This window comes from Paenibacillus ottowii, from assembly GCF_006874425.1.
Lineage (GTDB): Bacteria > Bacillota > Bacilli > Paenibacillales > Paenibacillaceae > Paenibacillus > Paenibacillus ottowii.
The window spans coordinates 744,313-757,276 of the sequence record NZ_VIJZ01000001.1 but is presented as its reverse complement, the minus strand read 5'-3'; the positions used below and the strand labels follow the sequence as shown (position 1 = coordinate 757,276).

The 12,964-nt window shown below is 40.9% G+C and carries 21 protein-coding genes and 1 pseudogene; 3 read left to right on the top strand and 19 right to left on the bottom strand.

Features of this window, described 5'->3' with window-relative positions:
* The first annotated feature begins 2 nt into the window (after positions 1–2).
* Entirely contained in the window at positions 3–899 is an 897-nt protein-coding gene (locus FKV70_RS03795; RefSeq protein ID WP_063209888.1) for an aminoglycoside phosphotransferase family protein, read from the top strand.
* A gap of 61 nt (positions 900–960) precedes the next feature.
* Here the strand turns inward: FKV70_RS03795 and FKV70_RS03790 are convergent, their stop codons facing one another.
* The 15 genes and pseudogenes from FKV70_RS03790 to FKV70_RS03725 all read right to left on the bottom strand — a co-directional run bounded on the left by FKV70_RS03790 (position 961) and on the right by FKV70_RS03725 (position 9,942).
* Entirely contained in the window at positions 961–1,983 is a 1,023-nt protein-coding gene (locus FKV70_RS03790) for a globin-coupled sensor protein (protein WP_142611850.1), read from the bottom strand.
* Positions 1,984–2,239: 256 nt separating this feature from the next.
* Positions 2,240–3,277: pseudogene (locus FKV70_RS03785) on the bottom strand (protein prkA); the annotation flags it as partial.
* 88 nt (positions 3,278–3,365) lie between these two features.
* Positions 3,366–3,578 carry a hypothetical protein gene (locus tag FKV70_RS03780; protein WP_142611849.1) on the bottom strand — a complete coding sequence of 71 codons (213 nt, stop codon included), beginning with the start codon at positions 3,576–3,578 and terminating at the stop codon, positions 3,366–3,368.
* Between the two features lie 32 nt (positions 3,579–3,610).
* Positions 3,611–4,111 carry an ArpU family phage packaging/lysis transcriptional regulator gene (locus FKV70_RS03775; protein WP_142611848.1) on the bottom strand — a complete coding sequence of 167 codons (501 nt, stop codon included), beginning with the start codon at positions 4,109–4,111 and terminating at the stop codon, positions 3,611–3,613.
* A 2-nt stretch (positions 4,112–4,113) separates the two neighbouring features.
* A complete protein-coding gene (locus FKV70_RS03770; protein ID WP_142611847.1) occupies positions 4,114–4,530 on the bottom strand; it encodes a hypothetical protein in 417 nt (138 codons plus the stop codon).
* A gap of 3 nt (positions 4,531–4,533) precedes the next feature.
* Positions 4,534–4,806 carry a hypothetical protein gene (locus FKV70_RS03765; protein WP_142611846.1) on the bottom strand — a complete coding sequence of 91 codons (273 nt, stop codon included), beginning with the start codon at positions 4,804–4,806 and terminating at the stop codon, positions 4,534–4,536.
* A complete protein-coding gene (locus FKV70_RS26415) occupies positions 4,803–5,354 on the bottom strand; it encodes a DnaA ATPase domain-containing protein (RefSeq protein ID WP_280115056.1) in 552 nt (183 codons plus the stop codon). The genes FKV70_RS03765 and FKV70_RS26415 overlap by 4 nt, the downstream gene beginning before the upstream one ends.
* Before the next feature lie 241 nt (positions 5,355–5,595).
* Positions 5,596–6,513 (bottom strand): hypothetical protein, encoded by a 918-nt coding sequence (locus tag FKV70_RS26410; protein ID WP_244310631.1) that lies wholly within the window; start codon positions 6,511–6,513, stop codon positions 5,596–5,598.
* 53 nt (positions 6,514–6,566) lie between these two features.
* Complete coding sequence (locus tag FKV70_RS03755; protein ID WP_142611844.1) at positions 6,567–6,959, bottom strand: DUF6809 family protein; 393 nt, start codon at positions 6,957–6,959, stop codon at positions 6,567–6,569.
* A gap of 94 nt (positions 6,960–7,053) precedes the next feature.
* Complete coding sequence (locus FKV70_RS03750; protein ID WP_142611843.1) at positions 7,054–7,302, bottom strand: hypothetical protein; 249 nt, start codon at positions 7,300–7,302, stop codon at positions 7,054–7,056.
* Positions 7,302–7,547, bottom strand: a complete 246-nt coding sequence (locus FKV70_RS03745; protein ID WP_142611842.1) for a helix-turn-helix domain-containing protein — start codon at positions 7,545–7,547, stop codon at positions 7,302–7,304. Before FKV70_RS03745 ends, FKV70_RS03750 begins: the two co-directional genes overlap by 1 nt.
* Complete coding sequence (locus FKV70_RS03740) at positions 7,547–8,200, bottom strand: hypothetical protein (protein WP_142611841.1); 654 nt, start codon at positions 8,198–8,200, stop codon at positions 7,547–7,549. Before FKV70_RS03740 ends, FKV70_RS03745 begins: the two co-directional genes overlap by 1 nt.
* Complete coding sequence (locus tag FKV70_RS03735; RefSeq protein WP_142611840.1) at positions 8,197–8,808, bottom strand: hypothetical protein; 612 nt, start codon at positions 8,806–8,808, stop codon at positions 8,197–8,199. The genes FKV70_RS03740 and FKV70_RS03735 overlap by 4 nt, the downstream gene beginning before the upstream one ends.
* Before the next feature lie 93 nt (positions 8,809–8,901).
* Entirely contained in the window at positions 8,902–9,672 is a 771-nt protein-coding gene (locus FKV70_RS25850) for an ORF6C domain-containing protein (RefSeq protein WP_162305659.1), read from the bottom strand.
* 75 nt (positions 9,673–9,747) lie between these two features.
* Positions 9,748–9,942 (bottom strand): helix-turn-helix domain-containing protein, encoded by a 195-nt coding sequence (locus FKV70_RS03725; RefSeq protein WP_142611839.1) that lies wholly within the window; start codon positions 9,940–9,942, stop codon positions 9,748–9,750.
* Positions 9,943–10,157: 215 nt separating this feature from the next.
* Here FKV70_RS03725 and FKV70_RS03720 point away from each other — a divergent pair, with 215 nt between their 5' ends.
* Both FKV70_RS03720 and FKV70_RS03715 read left to right on the top strand, forming a co-directional pair.
* Entirely contained in the window at positions 10,158–10,547 is a 390-nt protein-coding gene (locus FKV70_RS03720) for a helix-turn-helix domain-containing protein (protein ID WP_142611838.1), read from the top strand.
* A gap of 217 nt (positions 10,548–10,764) precedes the next feature.
* Complete coding sequence (locus tag FKV70_RS03715) at positions 10,765–10,992, top strand: helix-turn-helix transcriptional regulator (RefSeq protein WP_142611837.1); 228 nt, start codon at positions 10,765–10,767, stop codon at positions 10,990–10,992.
* A 220-nt stretch (positions 10,993–11,212) separates the two neighbouring features.
* Here FKV70_RS03715 and FKV70_RS03710 read toward each other — a convergent pair whose 3' ends face one another.
* From FKV70_RS03710 to FKV70_RS26400, 4 genes are read right to left on the bottom strand one after another with little or no spacing between them, the layout of a single operon-like run.
* Positions 11,213–11,587 carry a hypothetical protein gene (locus FKV70_RS03710; protein ID WP_142611836.1) on the bottom strand — a complete coding sequence of 125 codons (375 nt, stop codon included), beginning with the start codon at positions 11,585–11,587 and terminating at the stop codon, positions 11,213–11,215.
* A gap of 13 nt (positions 11,588–11,600) precedes the next feature.
* Positions 11,601–11,738, bottom strand: a complete 138-nt coding sequence (locus tag FKV70_RS26870; protein ID WP_142611835.1) for a cyclic lactone autoinducer peptide — start codon at positions 11,736–11,738, stop codon at positions 11,601–11,603.
* Positions 11,725–12,267, bottom strand: a complete 543-nt coding sequence (locus tag FKV70_RS03700; RefSeq protein WP_142611834.1) for an accessory gene regulator ArgB-like protein — start codon at positions 12,265–12,267, stop codon at positions 11,725–11,727. The genes FKV70_RS26870 and FKV70_RS03700 overlap by 14 nt, the downstream gene beginning before the upstream one ends.
* Positions 12,260–12,556 carry a hypothetical protein gene (locus tag FKV70_RS26400; protein WP_244310630.1) on the bottom strand — a complete coding sequence of 99 codons (297 nt, stop codon included), beginning with the start codon at positions 12,554–12,556 and terminating at the stop codon, positions 12,260–12,262. The genes FKV70_RS03700 and FKV70_RS26400 overlap by 8 nt, the downstream gene beginning before the upstream one ends.
* Positions 12,557–12,964 lie beyond the last annotated feature (408 nt).

Below are 12,964 nucleotides of genomic sequence, written 5' to 3'. Positions count from 1 at the left end.
AAATGTCGATTTTATCAAGCGTTGAGCAGATGTATGGAATCAAAATTCAGCGTAGCCGCCAAATGAAGGACATTCACAAGATTGAAACCGCTAATACAACCTATTGCTTAAAACCTTATAAATTTCCGGAAGAAGAAATTCGCTTTATTACACGTGTCTTGTCCTATCTGGATGAGCGCGGGTTTACACGTAGCCAAAAGGTCTATCCAACCGTACAGCAAACTGCCTATATGACCCATGAAGGTATATCGTATACATTAACCAATTGGGTTCATGGACCCAGACCGGAATTTACAAAAAGAATAGACTTCAAAAAGGGCATTGCTACTTTAGCCAAATTCCACACTCATGCCGCAGGCTTTCCTGCCACGGAAGCACCGCCTTCCAGAATCCGTTATGAAGGCTTGAGTGATGAAGTAGCTGGATATAAAAAACGCCTCAGCCTTTACAAAGGCACAGCCCATCTCGTAGCTCTTTGTGAAGAAGTATTAGATCGTCTACAGCAGTCCAAAGTTCGAGAAGCAATCCAGCAGGAACAAAAAGCGACTGCATTTATACACGGTGACTATAACTATCCCAATCTGATCAAAGACAGGCAGTTCAAAATCTATTTGATCGACTTTGAAAATTGTTCCCTACATGTAAGGATGAAAGATCTCTCTCATCTTCTTCATCGGAATTGTCTTTGGAATGCGACAAAGATGCTGCGCGCGATCGACTTCTATCAACGATACCGACCATTGAGCACCCAGGACTTGCGCCTGCTTCACGCATTGCTGATTTCTCCCTATCATGTCGTTCGCAACATCAGAATAGGTGGATTTCGTTCTGCGAAGCGTGTCATTCCGTCGTTTGTGCATTTGAACAAATACCGACGTGAACTTAGAGCGCTGCTATAATCAGTTGGGGGGGAACTAAGTAAAAAACAGACCGGGCGATGAGGTCTGTTTTTTGTGTATCTTATACCTTCATTATTTCTGAGGAATGCTGCAGCATCTCCAATTCCTTCACCATGGTTTCAATCAGCTTGGTGAAGGAAGCCAATTCTTCCGAGCTGGAGGCCTGTTGCCGGGCACTGGCTGTGGTGATAGCGGTTTCGGATTGCACACTGTCAAGCATACGGGCAATATCCAGCACCTTGCGCTGAATTTGCTCCTGTGCTTGCTTTGAATTAGATGCCAGCTTGCGCACTTCCTGTGCCACCACTTGAAAGCCACGTCCTGCTTCTTGCGCATGGGCTGCCTCAATCGCCGCATTCAATCCCAGCAGATGAGTCTGATCGGACAATTCTCGAATTGTACTGCTCATCTGTTCAATATGCTTAATTTCATCACTCAATTGCAGTACCAGTTCCTCTGTATGTTCCTGCGAAGAAGCAGTATTGCAGGCATTATTCGCGATATTATCGGTATTTCCCCTAAGTTCAGCAATCATCCCCGTCAAATTTTGTGCAATTCGGGACACCACAGTCAGCATCTGCGTTTGTTCATCGGCGAGATCGCTGACTTGCTCTTTCTCCTTTTCCTGATAGGCTTCCAGCACAAGCTGGGAATCGAGATTGAACATTTTGGAAAGAGCGTACACAATAGAATACCAATCCTCTATCCCCGAACGCTTGAAAATGTCTACTGCAATATCAAGATAAGCAATGTACGTACCCAAATAATAATCGGAAGACAATCCAATCCGGGAATGTACCTGCCCCACAAAAAGGCGGTGTTCGATAAACGAATCATCTATTTTCCCATCTGCAAGAGAAAGCCAGTATTCACGTTGTGTTTGCTTGAGTCGCTCAATATTCGACCATTTAGAGATAATCGACATGAGATGGGGAACCTTTTTTACATGCTCATAAAAACGATCCACGACTTCATTCACAATCGATTGGAAAAGTCCCTGATAATGATGCAATAAAGCCAAATCATCATCAGTTATACCAATATATTGTATCTGTTTTAATCTACTCTCAGCGACATGAATCATAAGATCCTCCAAATCATAGTTTACATAGATTTTACATCACCATAATTATCGGCAACTTTTTAGAAAATGTTAAAAAACAGCGAATTGTTTGTAACTTTTTTCATAGTAATTTCAGTTAAAAAAGAATCCGACCGCACATGAAACATCCTGTGCTTGCCGGATTCCTTATAGGAAACACGTTGATTAAATATCTCACTTCCTTCGTGTCACCATCCATTGCAATTCATCTTCATCATACTTTACATATTATTTCGCCTTACCGATTCAGGAGACTACCTACATATCTCAATAGGTCATTGGCGCTAGCTGCTGTATAGCCATGCTCCTCTATTAGTCGCTTAATCACCTCATTCATACGTTTGAGCTGATTAGCATCAGGCGTTTTGGTCGAAGTCGTAATCTTCACAATATCCTTCAAATCGGCGAACAGCTTCTTTTCAATGGCTTCTCGCAGCCGATCATGATGGTGATACTCAAACTTCCGACCCTTGCGGGAATACGCAGAAATACGAATTAATATTTCTTCACGGAATGCCTTTTTCGCATTTTCCGACACCCCGATTTGCTCCTCAATAGAGCGCATAAGCCGCTCATCCGGGTCGAGCTCCTCATCGGTAAGCGGATCGCGGATTTTTACCCAATTGCAAAAAGCTTCGATGTTATCCAAATAGTTGTCAAACAGCGTCTTGGCTGATTCTTCGAAGGAGTACACAAAAGCCTTTTGTACTTCTTTTTTCGCCAGCTCATCATATTCCTTACGAGCCACGGAAATGAAATTCAGATAACGCTCCCGCTCTTCCTTGGTGATGGAGGCGTGTTGGTCTAGGCCATCCTTAATGGCGCGTAAAATATCCAGAGCATTGATGGACTCCACATTTTGCTTAATCAGTGCACTAGAAATACGATTAATGACGTATCTTGGATCAACGCCGGACATGCCTTCCTCCAGAAACTCATTTTGCATCTCCTTCAGATCGGCTTCCTTATAGCCTTCGACCTCCTCGCCGTCATACATGCGCATCTTTTTAACCAAATCCATCCCCTGCTTCTTGGTTTCTTTCAGCCGGGTGAGCACAGAAAAAATGGCAGCCGTTCGCAGCGCATGAGGAGCGATGTGAATATGCCGCATGTCACTCTGCCCAATGAGCTTGGCATAAATCTTTTCTTCCTCGGATACTTTTAAATTATAGGGAATTGGCATTACAATCATCCGTGACTGCAACGCCTCATTCTTTTTATTGGCAATAAAGCTTTTATATTCCGACTCATTCGTATGAGCTACGATCAATTCATCTGTTATGTCATGATATATGCAAAAGAAAAACGTTGGTGTAGCAGCCTTTTTTCATAAGCTACTTATCTATAAAGAAAGAAGCCACCCCTTATTCTGGAGTGGCTTCTTTCTTTATGGCTTGTTTAATTGCTATTTCAGCGATTGTACGGTGAAGGTCTTCTAATGCGTTTGTCGGCCCCTCACAGGGCGGGATTATAATTCCAATGAGTCCGTTTTTGCCTTGAATGTACGTTGTGACCTTACTTTCAATTTCCACTTTTTTATGTGCGTGTGAGTCGCCATAATCCCCTGGACTTAACATTGTTCCCTCCCCTCCGATCTTGGTTGTATAGTTTATTCGAAGCTGCTTGTCCGTATGTTCGCGCGTTTTGTGTCTATTAAGCTCTGTATGTTGATAATCCCAAAAGCATGAAAGCTATATGCTAAATTTTGAAATGCTTTTCTTCGCAATTTTGCGTAAGTGTCCTTACTAATGGGATGATCCATTTTGAAATTGTAAACTGCGTAATCAGTTGGCATGTCGTCACCCAAATATTTTAATTCGATTATCTCTCTATACTTTGGATACAGGTAACTGACAGCCAGTTCGACGTTTTCACAAAATTGTCTGCGGTGTTCAGGCTCGAACACATTAAATATTGCAACATTCGCAGTTGAATCGCTTGTTACATTGGTTGGACCACTCGGACGATCTTGATAACTGGCCGTTATGGTTGCCTCTCTCTGTTCAATTATCGTATTCTTAAATATTTGATATTTTTCAAAAACACCTACTATTGCATTTTTTGTCTTCTTATTATCTAGCTTTGGTAAATCGGTTGTTGGTTGGCTCATACTCAACCCCCTGCTATATCATTCCTGCGGTTGGCCTTGTCAAAAGCCTGCTGCATATCCGTTCTAATACGCGGTGTGTACATACGATGCTTCTGTATGCACTCAATCTTTTCAGCTCTCCATTTCGCTTTTTCAAATTCATAGACTAAATGCGGATGTCCTTCTGAGACATCGTACAAGGGCTGTAGGCGCTCTCTTTCGTTTTTGATTACTCTACGTTTCCTCCGGTTATCTTGAAGCTGCTGAGAGATATTTAATCGCATATCGTTATCAATCTCCATGAACTCTAAAGCGTGAAGCAGGTCCGTACATTCCAAATCGTAATATCGAACTTCACGGTCAAGGTGTTCATACTCTGTTTTGATACCTTTCAAAATATCACTAAGCTGTTGGGCTACTTCTGCGGCTTCTATCCTCAATTTTCATCTCCCCTTTTTTATAGGGGCTTTATCATGTTTTCCAACCTTCATTCCTAGCTCAAGTCCGTCCTCAAATTCAGATCCGCTCATATCTGTAATTACAGCGTCCCCAAAAGGAATAGTAAGGAGGTTATTTTGACCCTCATAGTAAGGCCCGTTTTTCACTATGAAATCATTTGGCCCCCATGCTGGATCGTTATACATAACTTCCACTTCTTTACCGACCAATTTTTCATATGGCGCTCCTACTGGAGCTGAACGTACAATTATCTTCATAACTCGTTCCCCGTTTCCAGTTGAAATCTATCTCGTGCTTTCTTCTCCCGCCGATCGGGACCAATCATTTCAATTCGCTGAGCTTGTCCAATAATCCGGCTGGCAATCTTCCTGCCATTCAGAGGCAAGCGCAGATGTATACGTTCCGTTGCGTAATTGCTGGTGATAATTGTAATCTTGTTTTTATCCATGCGTTCATTTAGGATGCTGTACAGCTTACCTTCAGCCCATTCAGAATATGAAGCGGTGAACAAATCATCTATCATTAGCACAGGAACGTTATAGTAGCGGCTCAAAACTTCTGTTTCACTCTCTTCACTGTTCCGACTATAGGTAGACCTGATATCCCCGAAAAGTGTTTCCTCGGTAACATAGAGGCCCGGTATGCGTCTTTCAGCCAACGCGTTAGCTATACAATCCATCAAATACGTTTTGCCAGTGCCGTATGCACTCTGATTTCCTTTAATCCGGGTTTCATCCCCAAAGATATAAAGCCACGTTCCTTTCTCTTGGTGGGCTTCGATGTTATCAACGAATTTCGTAACCATAGCAAAGTGCTGGGCATTCTTCGCGTCAATATCAGCATTTTTGAAAGTATGCTGCTTTTGCTCATAATTAAAGCTGCTATTTGCCGTATATTTTGTTAGCTGCCGATCCAGCAAGCATGAGCAGGGCTCCACTTGCGCCACCTGCACCTTCATAGGCGCCCCATGTTTGTCCGTATACCCCTCTTTCTCTACCCAGCGGAATGTATTAATGGTTCCGGTATAATCACACTTTGGACATCCCTCATGTGCTTCTAATTCGCTGTAATAGCTCTTCGGAAAGAATTCCGTCTTCTCCTTCCTTTGGCTTTCCAAGGATGAGGTCTTCTGTTGGGCTTTCATAGTTTCTACTCTCTTGAGAAGATCCCGCATGACTGGTTTTACGCTGTCCACGTCCTCCACCTCCCTGTTGTTTTTTGAACGTTTCAAATGGATTGTTCTCACTCAAGAACTGATCAATGTTTTTAGCATTCATGAATTTTTCCAAAGTGAATTTGTAGGTGTACCAATATAAATCACTTTTAATGATGGTGTTGTAATTGCTTATGGCTTCTTTCATTTCCTCGAAGCTCATATTTTTTAATCTGGCGTTTATACTGGATTGCATTTTTTGAGTTAGTTCTCGATGCTTGATAATTTCAAGCGAATTCCAATAATCATATATATCTTTTAAAACATTATTAGATTTATTTAAGTTCTTTAACTTATTGTGTATTGCCCCTGCTTTGCCCTCACTTTGCCCTTGCTTTGCCCTTGTAATGCCCGTTTCATTGCCCTCTGCTTTGCCCTTGTAGTTATCGGAATCCTGATAAACCCCGTAATTAACAATGGTTAAGAGCAATCCACGCTTTGCCCGTGCTTTTGCCTCATCCTTTGCCAAAAAATCATGTTTTTCTAATTTTTCAATCGCGTTACGCACAACTTTTACTGTTACTTGCTTGTCTCCAATATCATCCGCTATCATTTGATAAGAGGTTGCAATTTGCCCCCGTTTAAGGGGGATAATCTCACCATTTCTAACAACCTCACAATCTTGATATGCGGCTTGCAAAAGCAGTTCAATCATTACCAATCTATGAGTAGCCTTGAGAGAAAGCCAAAGATTAGACTTCCTAATTTTTCGCGCTAAGATGATATATCCATTAGGGATAAAGTCATTCATTTCACCACCACACTATTCTGTGACTTAAGTGTCATTTGCTTGGACCGATTGTTTCAATCTTTCCCCGTTGACACATGTAATGTTTTTAAAAAGCGATATCCCTCAATGAACCCTTTAACAAAGGCTTCTTCTTCTTCATATCCAGCAACAATATTGAAATCGCCTTCCAGATCGCCTAATGCTTCTTTTTCCTTTTTAGGCAATTTATCGCGTAAGGCAGAAAAATTATCACAAAGAATTTTATTGGCTTCTTCGATGTGTGGGAGCATATCCCGGGAAGTGTTACGGGTTAAAAATTTATGTGTAGCCAGTTCACGAAGAACCTCAATCATTCCGTTTTCGAATACATCCGTTAACACGGGTTCACTATCCATAGGGTCTTTACCTTGAAGTCTTCTGAAATCAGGCTCAATTGCTCTAAAAGAAACCATCTGGCATCTGTTCATGTTCAACTCTCCCCATTTTTGGGGACAGCCCTTGCGCTTTATGATGACATGACTTATAATGTGCGCGTGGGCTTGTCCCTTGATTTATGTCGCCTTAACGCCCGGCCAAGGTATTGTTAAGGCTTTTTGTTTGTTCATCATAGAAACCCTTGATTACACCAAAATGGATTTCTTCTGCATATGTTAGATCTTGAACAGCTTTAAATATCTTTTCTGAAATCATTTCTCTAGTGAACACTTCATCCTGCTGAACAATGCAAAGTAATTCGATTAAATCCTTTTTGATTTGCGTCACATTATCATGACAATTCAAATGATCAATTACCATAGGGTCCATTCCCATTACACGCTCACCGCCTCTCTACGAGCTTTGTATACGTCTTCTGCTTTTCCTGCATGAACATGATTGAAAGATATTTTGTAGTATTGCAACAGACGAAAGAACTCGTACGTTTCCGCTCTTGATGCATCTTTCTCCCAGCGTTTTAACTTAGCAACTGAAATCCCCGTTTCATCACTAACCTGTTCGATTGACTTCTTGCAGTTCTCGCGAACTTGCTTCAGAGTTAAATGATTAGCAAGACTCATTATCGCTGCCCCTTCCCTACGGCATTTAAAATGTCCGTTATGGTTCTACTATCCTTGATATACCGTTCATAAGTGTGTTCAATCCAACGGATAGCTTCATCTCTCCCCATACGCCGTACTTCTTGTTTGATAGCCGCTGCTGTTTTCCCATATCTGAAAGAGGCAAGCAATTTGTAATATTCATTCATAAAACTGATAGCTACAGGGTTTTTCTCATCAATCATGGTCAAGTAACTGAATTTAATTAGCCCACGCGCAGAAAAGAGCTTGCCTTCTGGATCGTCAGGATTGTCCATAACGTCTATATCACTTTCATAAGCTGGAATAGTGTAATTTCCTTTTCCTTTCTTTAGTCTCCGCATAGTTACGCTGGGCGCATCAACTTGTGATTGATACAAAGCAAAACGTACATTGCGTTCATAGTCATGATCCCAACCCTCTTCTTTAAATCCATTCAAAACTTCTAAAATGCCAGCAGCCGCTTCTTCAATGGTCATAGCATTAGGGTAAACAGAGTAATCTTTCCCGTTAAACACAGCCACTGCATATTTAGACAAAGGGTTTTCTTCTTCTATCGGGAAAGCGAATATAGTACCTCCTAGACGCTTATGCATATCAGCAGCTCTTGCTTTCAATTCTTCATGCATTTTCATAGGTCGCCACCTTCAAAATCCATAAACGGGCCAAATAACTCTTCTGTCTTTCTCCGCATCATTTCCCGAGTTTGGGGATTTTTCGTTAATTCATCCATCATATAATCCATACAATGATGGGTTAAAGGTTCATTTCCTACCTTCGTGACCAACATCGACATTAACGGTTTATTTCGATCTACCCAGCGTTTCCAATCCTCATAACCGATTGATAACATACTGCGAATTTCCGCTTCACTGTAATAACCACTTGTCTCATCTACGTACATAGCATATTCAAGAACGTATTTGGCATTATGGCGAGCGTGATCTTCACATTCCATTAAGCAAGATTGCATGAAAATGTAATCATCCTGTTCATAGTAAGGATCATTCCGCATGACTCTAATTTCATCAATTGTTTTTATGATTTTTTTGGCTTTGGAAATCATATCATCCAAAATCCGGGCTTTCATTTTAGAAATAATAATATTTTGGGTCCATGCCTTTCGTTCACGAGTTTTAAAATCACCTTCTGTACCAGCTTCGATAAAACGTTCTAAGATCCCATGGCTAGCTGATTGTAATTTGTCGTACTTTTTCCCCATATTCTCATAATTTTTATTCATTTGTTTCGTTCCTTTCTGATTAGGTTTTTGACAAGTACGGCATGTTGTAACGGATTACCAAACCACATACGGGCCAGTTCTGGTAATGATAAATCAGAACAATGTTTGTCCATTAGCTTCTTCAATCTCCCTCATAAGGTTATTAGGTGGAGTCCAATGTGGGACATATTGCAATCCACGGTCAAAATCCTTCGTGAAAGTATTGCTGTAAGAGTTGATCCCAAAAAAGTCTTGATAGTCATTCCACATAGCCTGATAAGCTTTATTGCGTAGGCTACTATTCTTGTAGGCGGCCGATTTCTTTCCGCCAAGCAGTCCGACGATTCTGGCATTGCCTGCTTTCCTTAATTCGCGTTGTTGACCATAGTCAATAGTGGTGTGATTTTCCAGATGTTCCACGCGAGAATCAAGCTGTTGAACCTTGGCATCTGTTATAAAAATGGCTTTAAGTTCAGGACTAAGGCTATCAAAGTCAAACCCCTTTGGAATAAATGCCTCTGCCAAAATATCTTTGGCTTTCAATTGGTATTGAACCAACTTATCCGCAACTTCCGGTTGGTTTACTTGCATATTGGGTGTGATAGAGATTTTCGCAAGCCAGAGCGGTAGATAGTCAAGCTCAATCCCTAGCACCTCTCTTTGCTGCCCCCCAAATTTGAGGGGTAGTTTTTTTGCCCCCTGTTTTAGAGTGGCATCTTCCTGAATATTGCTTACTTGCCGATCCTTTTGTTTTTCACTTAGACCAATTCCATTACAAACATATGAGACTCCGATATAAACCTTCCCATCATTCGCTTTGACTCCAAGCAATTCAGTTCCATTGAAAGGAACCATTTTTTGTTCAATTGGTTGAATGTTATCCATGCCTTCCCTCCCTACTGAATACAAAGCTAATTATGTTCATATTGTGGCTCCCTTGTATAATTTGGTCACTGATAGTTAAGGCTGATGATTGAACTCAATTTGAATACCGAGAGCAGCGCAGACCTCGTTGATAATGCCTTCATGCCACCTCCGCTCACCTTTTAATAAATCACTAATGTACTGGTAACTTCGGTGTGTGGCCCGGGCTAAGTCAGCTTTACTCATTCCCTTTGCTTCCATAGCAGCCTCAACAGCTTCTGTGAAATTCATTGTTGTTCACCTCCATGACTAAATAATAAGCATTATGCTTACATATGTAAATGAGCAAATTTAAGCATTATGCTTAAATATGGAGCATTTCTCTGATATTATCAGCATTATGCTTCAAATTGCTCATTTTTTCAGCATTTTGCTTATTGTTTAAAAACATGGGGAATGTTATTATCATTACAGCAAAATGCTTAAATAGAAGGAGCGGTAAACTAATGTCTGGTGCGGATAGTAGATTAAAAAGAATAAGAAAAGAGAAGAAAATGAGCGGTATAGCAGTTGCGAAGGCTTTAGGGATTACGCCTCAATACTATTACGATATTGAAAAAGGGGAACGACGATTAACAACCGAAATAGCCGGGAAATTGGCTAATTTATATCAAACCACTGTTGATTATCTAATTGGAGTAACAGATGTTAATCAATTTGAAATTGGTAAAAATGCAAACAACCCCGATAGTCACGAAGAATCGGAGTTGGCTGAAATACCTATAGAGAGACTAAACCAGTACAAATTGAGCTATAAAGGTCATGACCTGAGTAAAGAAGAAGCTGACGATATTATCGAACTTCTGGAGGCAGCTCTAAAACGTTGGAAGAAATGATCTCTTCTAAACGCTGTTCAACTTCCGTTGTGTCAATCCCTTGATATTGGTTATGTAACATTTCTAAGTAACATTTCAAATCAATTTTTGAATCCATAAACAACACTCCTAAATTAAATGACGTCCGTTTTTGAGAGGTTGGAATCAGTATACCACAAAAATACGAACAAAAATACGAACACTTGATTAAAATGGAATACATAGAGAGGAGACCCGTATGGATTACCGGCTTGGGGCTTGCCTCTTGCTGGAGCGACTTGAAGAGAACAAAATGAATCAGGCTGATTTTGCTAGAGTAATGGGGGTTTCAAGGCAATTCGTCAATAAGCTAATAACTGGAGAACGTAAAATGTCCCTTGAATTCGCCTTTAATGCAGCTTATCGACTTAACTGCAGAATCACCGACCTATATGTACTTGAAGTCGTCCGCAAGCAGGTGGAGTAGTTTTTCTGCTCCCCCACAGCCTTATTGTCACCCATATGGGTAACAAACAAATGACTGGTTTATGTTTTTATTAAATCCCAAATACTCTCATTTGTAAAAGCAAATTCATATATGAATTTTACAGTTTCGACAACAAGTTTCGACAGCATCCTACTTAAGACATATGTTATAGTTACATGTTCCATAAAAAAAGAGCCGCTGTTAACCTAGCGGCTCTCTACTAATTATAAAATATAATATCTGGCTTTAATCTCGCCAAAGCTGCAGCTATTTTTTTATATCTCAGACCTGCCATTGTGCAGGTCATTTTTTTGTAGCTCTGGCTACTTTGAAATTCAGCAAGTTTCAAGTTTTCGTTTATCCCCGTCAGTTCATCTACATTTATAGTGTAGGAACGATCAACATTGTAAAATCTGTACCCTTCGCTATTAAATAGCATTTCCCAATATCCCAATGGTCCAACTGTGTAAAAAACGCCGTCAAACGTATGCATTGCGATACGTTGGATGCTGCTCTGGCTCTCAATAAAGAGGATCGTACCCACATCCAGTAGTTTTGGGCCCCTGTCGTGCTCCACGGTGACTGAAATTATCATGTGTCCTCCAAGCTTATTTCATTAGTTCCTTTGGCGGCTTTGGATTGTATACGTAAAATAAACTAGCCACCACAACAGTCATTACAGCAAACGATGATAAGCAAGTAGCCAGGGCGTAGTAGGTGCTTCTTTTAATGTTAAGCTTCTTCATGTGTTGTTTCACCTCCTATCCTAAAGTTAATTAACAGTATGGTTTGTGACAAAAAGCTCACTGCCGTAATTGGATCAGCAAAGTAAAAATTGAGCCCAACCACACACAAGGCCAGCACTTTAAGCAACGGAAAGTATTTTGGTGGTATACGTGTTTGGTTTTCGATTCCCGCTGGTGCAAAAGCTAGAATTAAAAGCATACTGACCAATGTTGCACCTATCGTCCAGTTGTGATCCAAGCTGATGAACGATAAGCCAGTAAACAACAGTGTGGAAACAGCTACACAGCCCATGCCACTTTTAAGGTGTATACCTCCAGTCATTTGACGGAGAAAGGCGAATGCCGCCATAATCGTCACCACTTCCCTCGTGCGGCCTGTAAAAACCGATATAACGAGGGTCAAGCCCGTAATAAACACCATATTCAATAAGACAGCCAATGCATGCTGTAATACTGGCACTGAGGCCGGATGGTCTGGTACAACACTTTTGATATGTTGCGCCATTCGTAAGGATAATGGCTCAATCATATTCTCTCTCCTTCCGCAGCGCGTAATATAGAAACATCCCCGCTGCCAGTGCAAAATAGGCTATATTAAGCCATACATCGTTTACATACGCTATTACTGTCAGGGTTGCCAGCGCTCCTATGATTACGATAATGACAATGTTCTGTTCCCATTTAATTCGTAGTTTGTCAAACGGGGCTATAAAACCTATTCCGAATTTATAAAGCAGTCCTGATACGATCAACACGACTGCACTGGTCACGGCTTGTAACAAAGACCCCTTTGCCGATCCCCCTTGTAATTCGCTCATAGGTACATCAGAGTACATAAGCAATAAGAGTATTGTTTGGAACAGTGTATAGACAAAAAAACCAGTCACCGACAGTATACAAGACCATATCAGCGGTACTTTAACTATCGTTGTTATTAGTAGCACCATTAACAGTATGTTTATTACTGGAGCCAGAAAAGCCAATTGTAATTCTTCCCGCAGAACGAAACTTTGGCACGACATTAGTAGAGTCACTACTAAGGCCTGCCATTGGAAGTCCAAAGCTTTTAACCTAAAAATAGTCAACGTCAATACAAAAGCCGCAAAACTCTCAACCACTGAAAAAGTTATAAACATAGACGTATCCCACATCTACTACTCATCCTCTGCATTTTTTCTTTCTTCCCCTGTAAATATACGATTTTCGGCGGTTTTGCTCAAGCCAAA

Coding starts and splice junctions, on each gene's coding strand:
- FKV70_RS03795 (WP_063209888.1), top strand. CDS start 3: ATGTCGATTTTATCAAGCGTTGAGCAGATGTATGGAATCAAAATTCAG.
- FKV70_RS03790 (WP_142611850.1), bottom strand. CDS start 1,983: ATGATTCATGTCGCTGAGAGTAGATTAAAACAGATACAATATATTGGT.
- FKV70_RS03780 (WP_142611849.1), bottom strand. CDS start 3,578: ATGTTAAGTCCAGGGGATTATGGCGACTCACACGCACATAAAAAAGTG.
- FKV70_RS03775 (WP_142611848.1), bottom strand. CDS start 4,111: ATGAGCCAACCAACAACCGATTTACCAAAGCTAGATAATAAGAAGACA.
- FKV70_RS03765 (WP_142611846.1), bottom strand. CDS start 4,806: ATGAAGATAATTGTACGTTCAGCTCCAGTAGGAGCGCCATATGAAAAA.
- FKV70_RS26415 (WP_280115056.1), bottom strand. CDS start 5,354: ATGGTTACGAAATTCGTTGATAACATCGAAGCCCACCAAGAGAAAGGA.
- FKV70_RS26410 (WP_244310631.1), bottom strand. CDS start 6,513: ATGAATGACTTTATCCCTAATGGATATATCATCTTAGCGCGAAAAATT.
- FKV70_RS03755 (WP_142611844.1), bottom strand. CDS start 6,959: ATGAACAGATGCCAGATGGTTTCTTTTAGAGCAATTGAGCCTGATTTC.
- FKV70_RS03750 (WP_142611843.1), bottom strand. CDS start 7,302: ATGGGAATGGACCCTATGGTAATTGATCATTTGAATTGTCATGATAAT.
- FKV70_RS03745 (WP_142611842.1), bottom strand. CDS start 7,547: ATGAGTCTTGCTAATCATTTAACTCTGAAGCAAGTTCGCGAGAACTGC.
- FKV70_RS03740 (WP_142611841.1), bottom strand. CDS start 8,200: ATGAAAATGCATGAAGAATTGAAAGCAAGAGCTGCTGATATGCATAAG.
- FKV70_RS03735 (WP_142611840.1), bottom strand. CDS start 8,808: ATGAATAAAAATTATGAGAATATGGGGAAAAAGTACGACAAATTACAA.
- FKV70_RS25850 (WP_162305659.1), bottom strand. CDS start 9,672: ATGGATAACATTCAACCAATTGAACAAAAAATGGTTCCTTTCAATGGA.
- FKV70_RS03725 (WP_142611839.1), bottom strand. CDS start 9,942: ATGAATTTCACAGAAGCTGTTGAGGCTGCTATGGAAGCAAAGGGAATG.
- FKV70_RS03720 (WP_142611838.1), top strand. CDS start 10,158: ATGTCTGGTGCGGATAGTAGATTAAAAAGAATAAGAAAAGAGAAGAAA.
- FKV70_RS03715 (WP_142611837.1), top strand. CDS start 10,765: ATGGATTACCGGCTTGGGGCTTGCCTCTTGCTGGAGCGACTTGAAGAG.
- FKV70_RS03710 (WP_142611836.1), bottom strand. CDS start 11,587: ATGATAATTTCAGTCACCGTGGAGCACGACAGGGGCCCAAAACTACTG.
- FKV70_RS26870 (WP_142611835.1), bottom strand. CDS start 11,738: ATGAAGAAGCTTAACATTAAAAGAAGCACCTACTACGCCCTGGCTACT.
- FKV70_RS03700 (WP_142611834.1), bottom strand. CDS start 12,267: ATGATTGAGCCATTATCCTTACGAATGGCGCAACATATCAAAAGTGTT.
- FKV70_RS26400 (WP_244310630.1), bottom strand. CDS start 12,556: ATGAGCGAATTACAAGGGGGATCGGCAAAGGGGTCTTTGTTACAAGCC.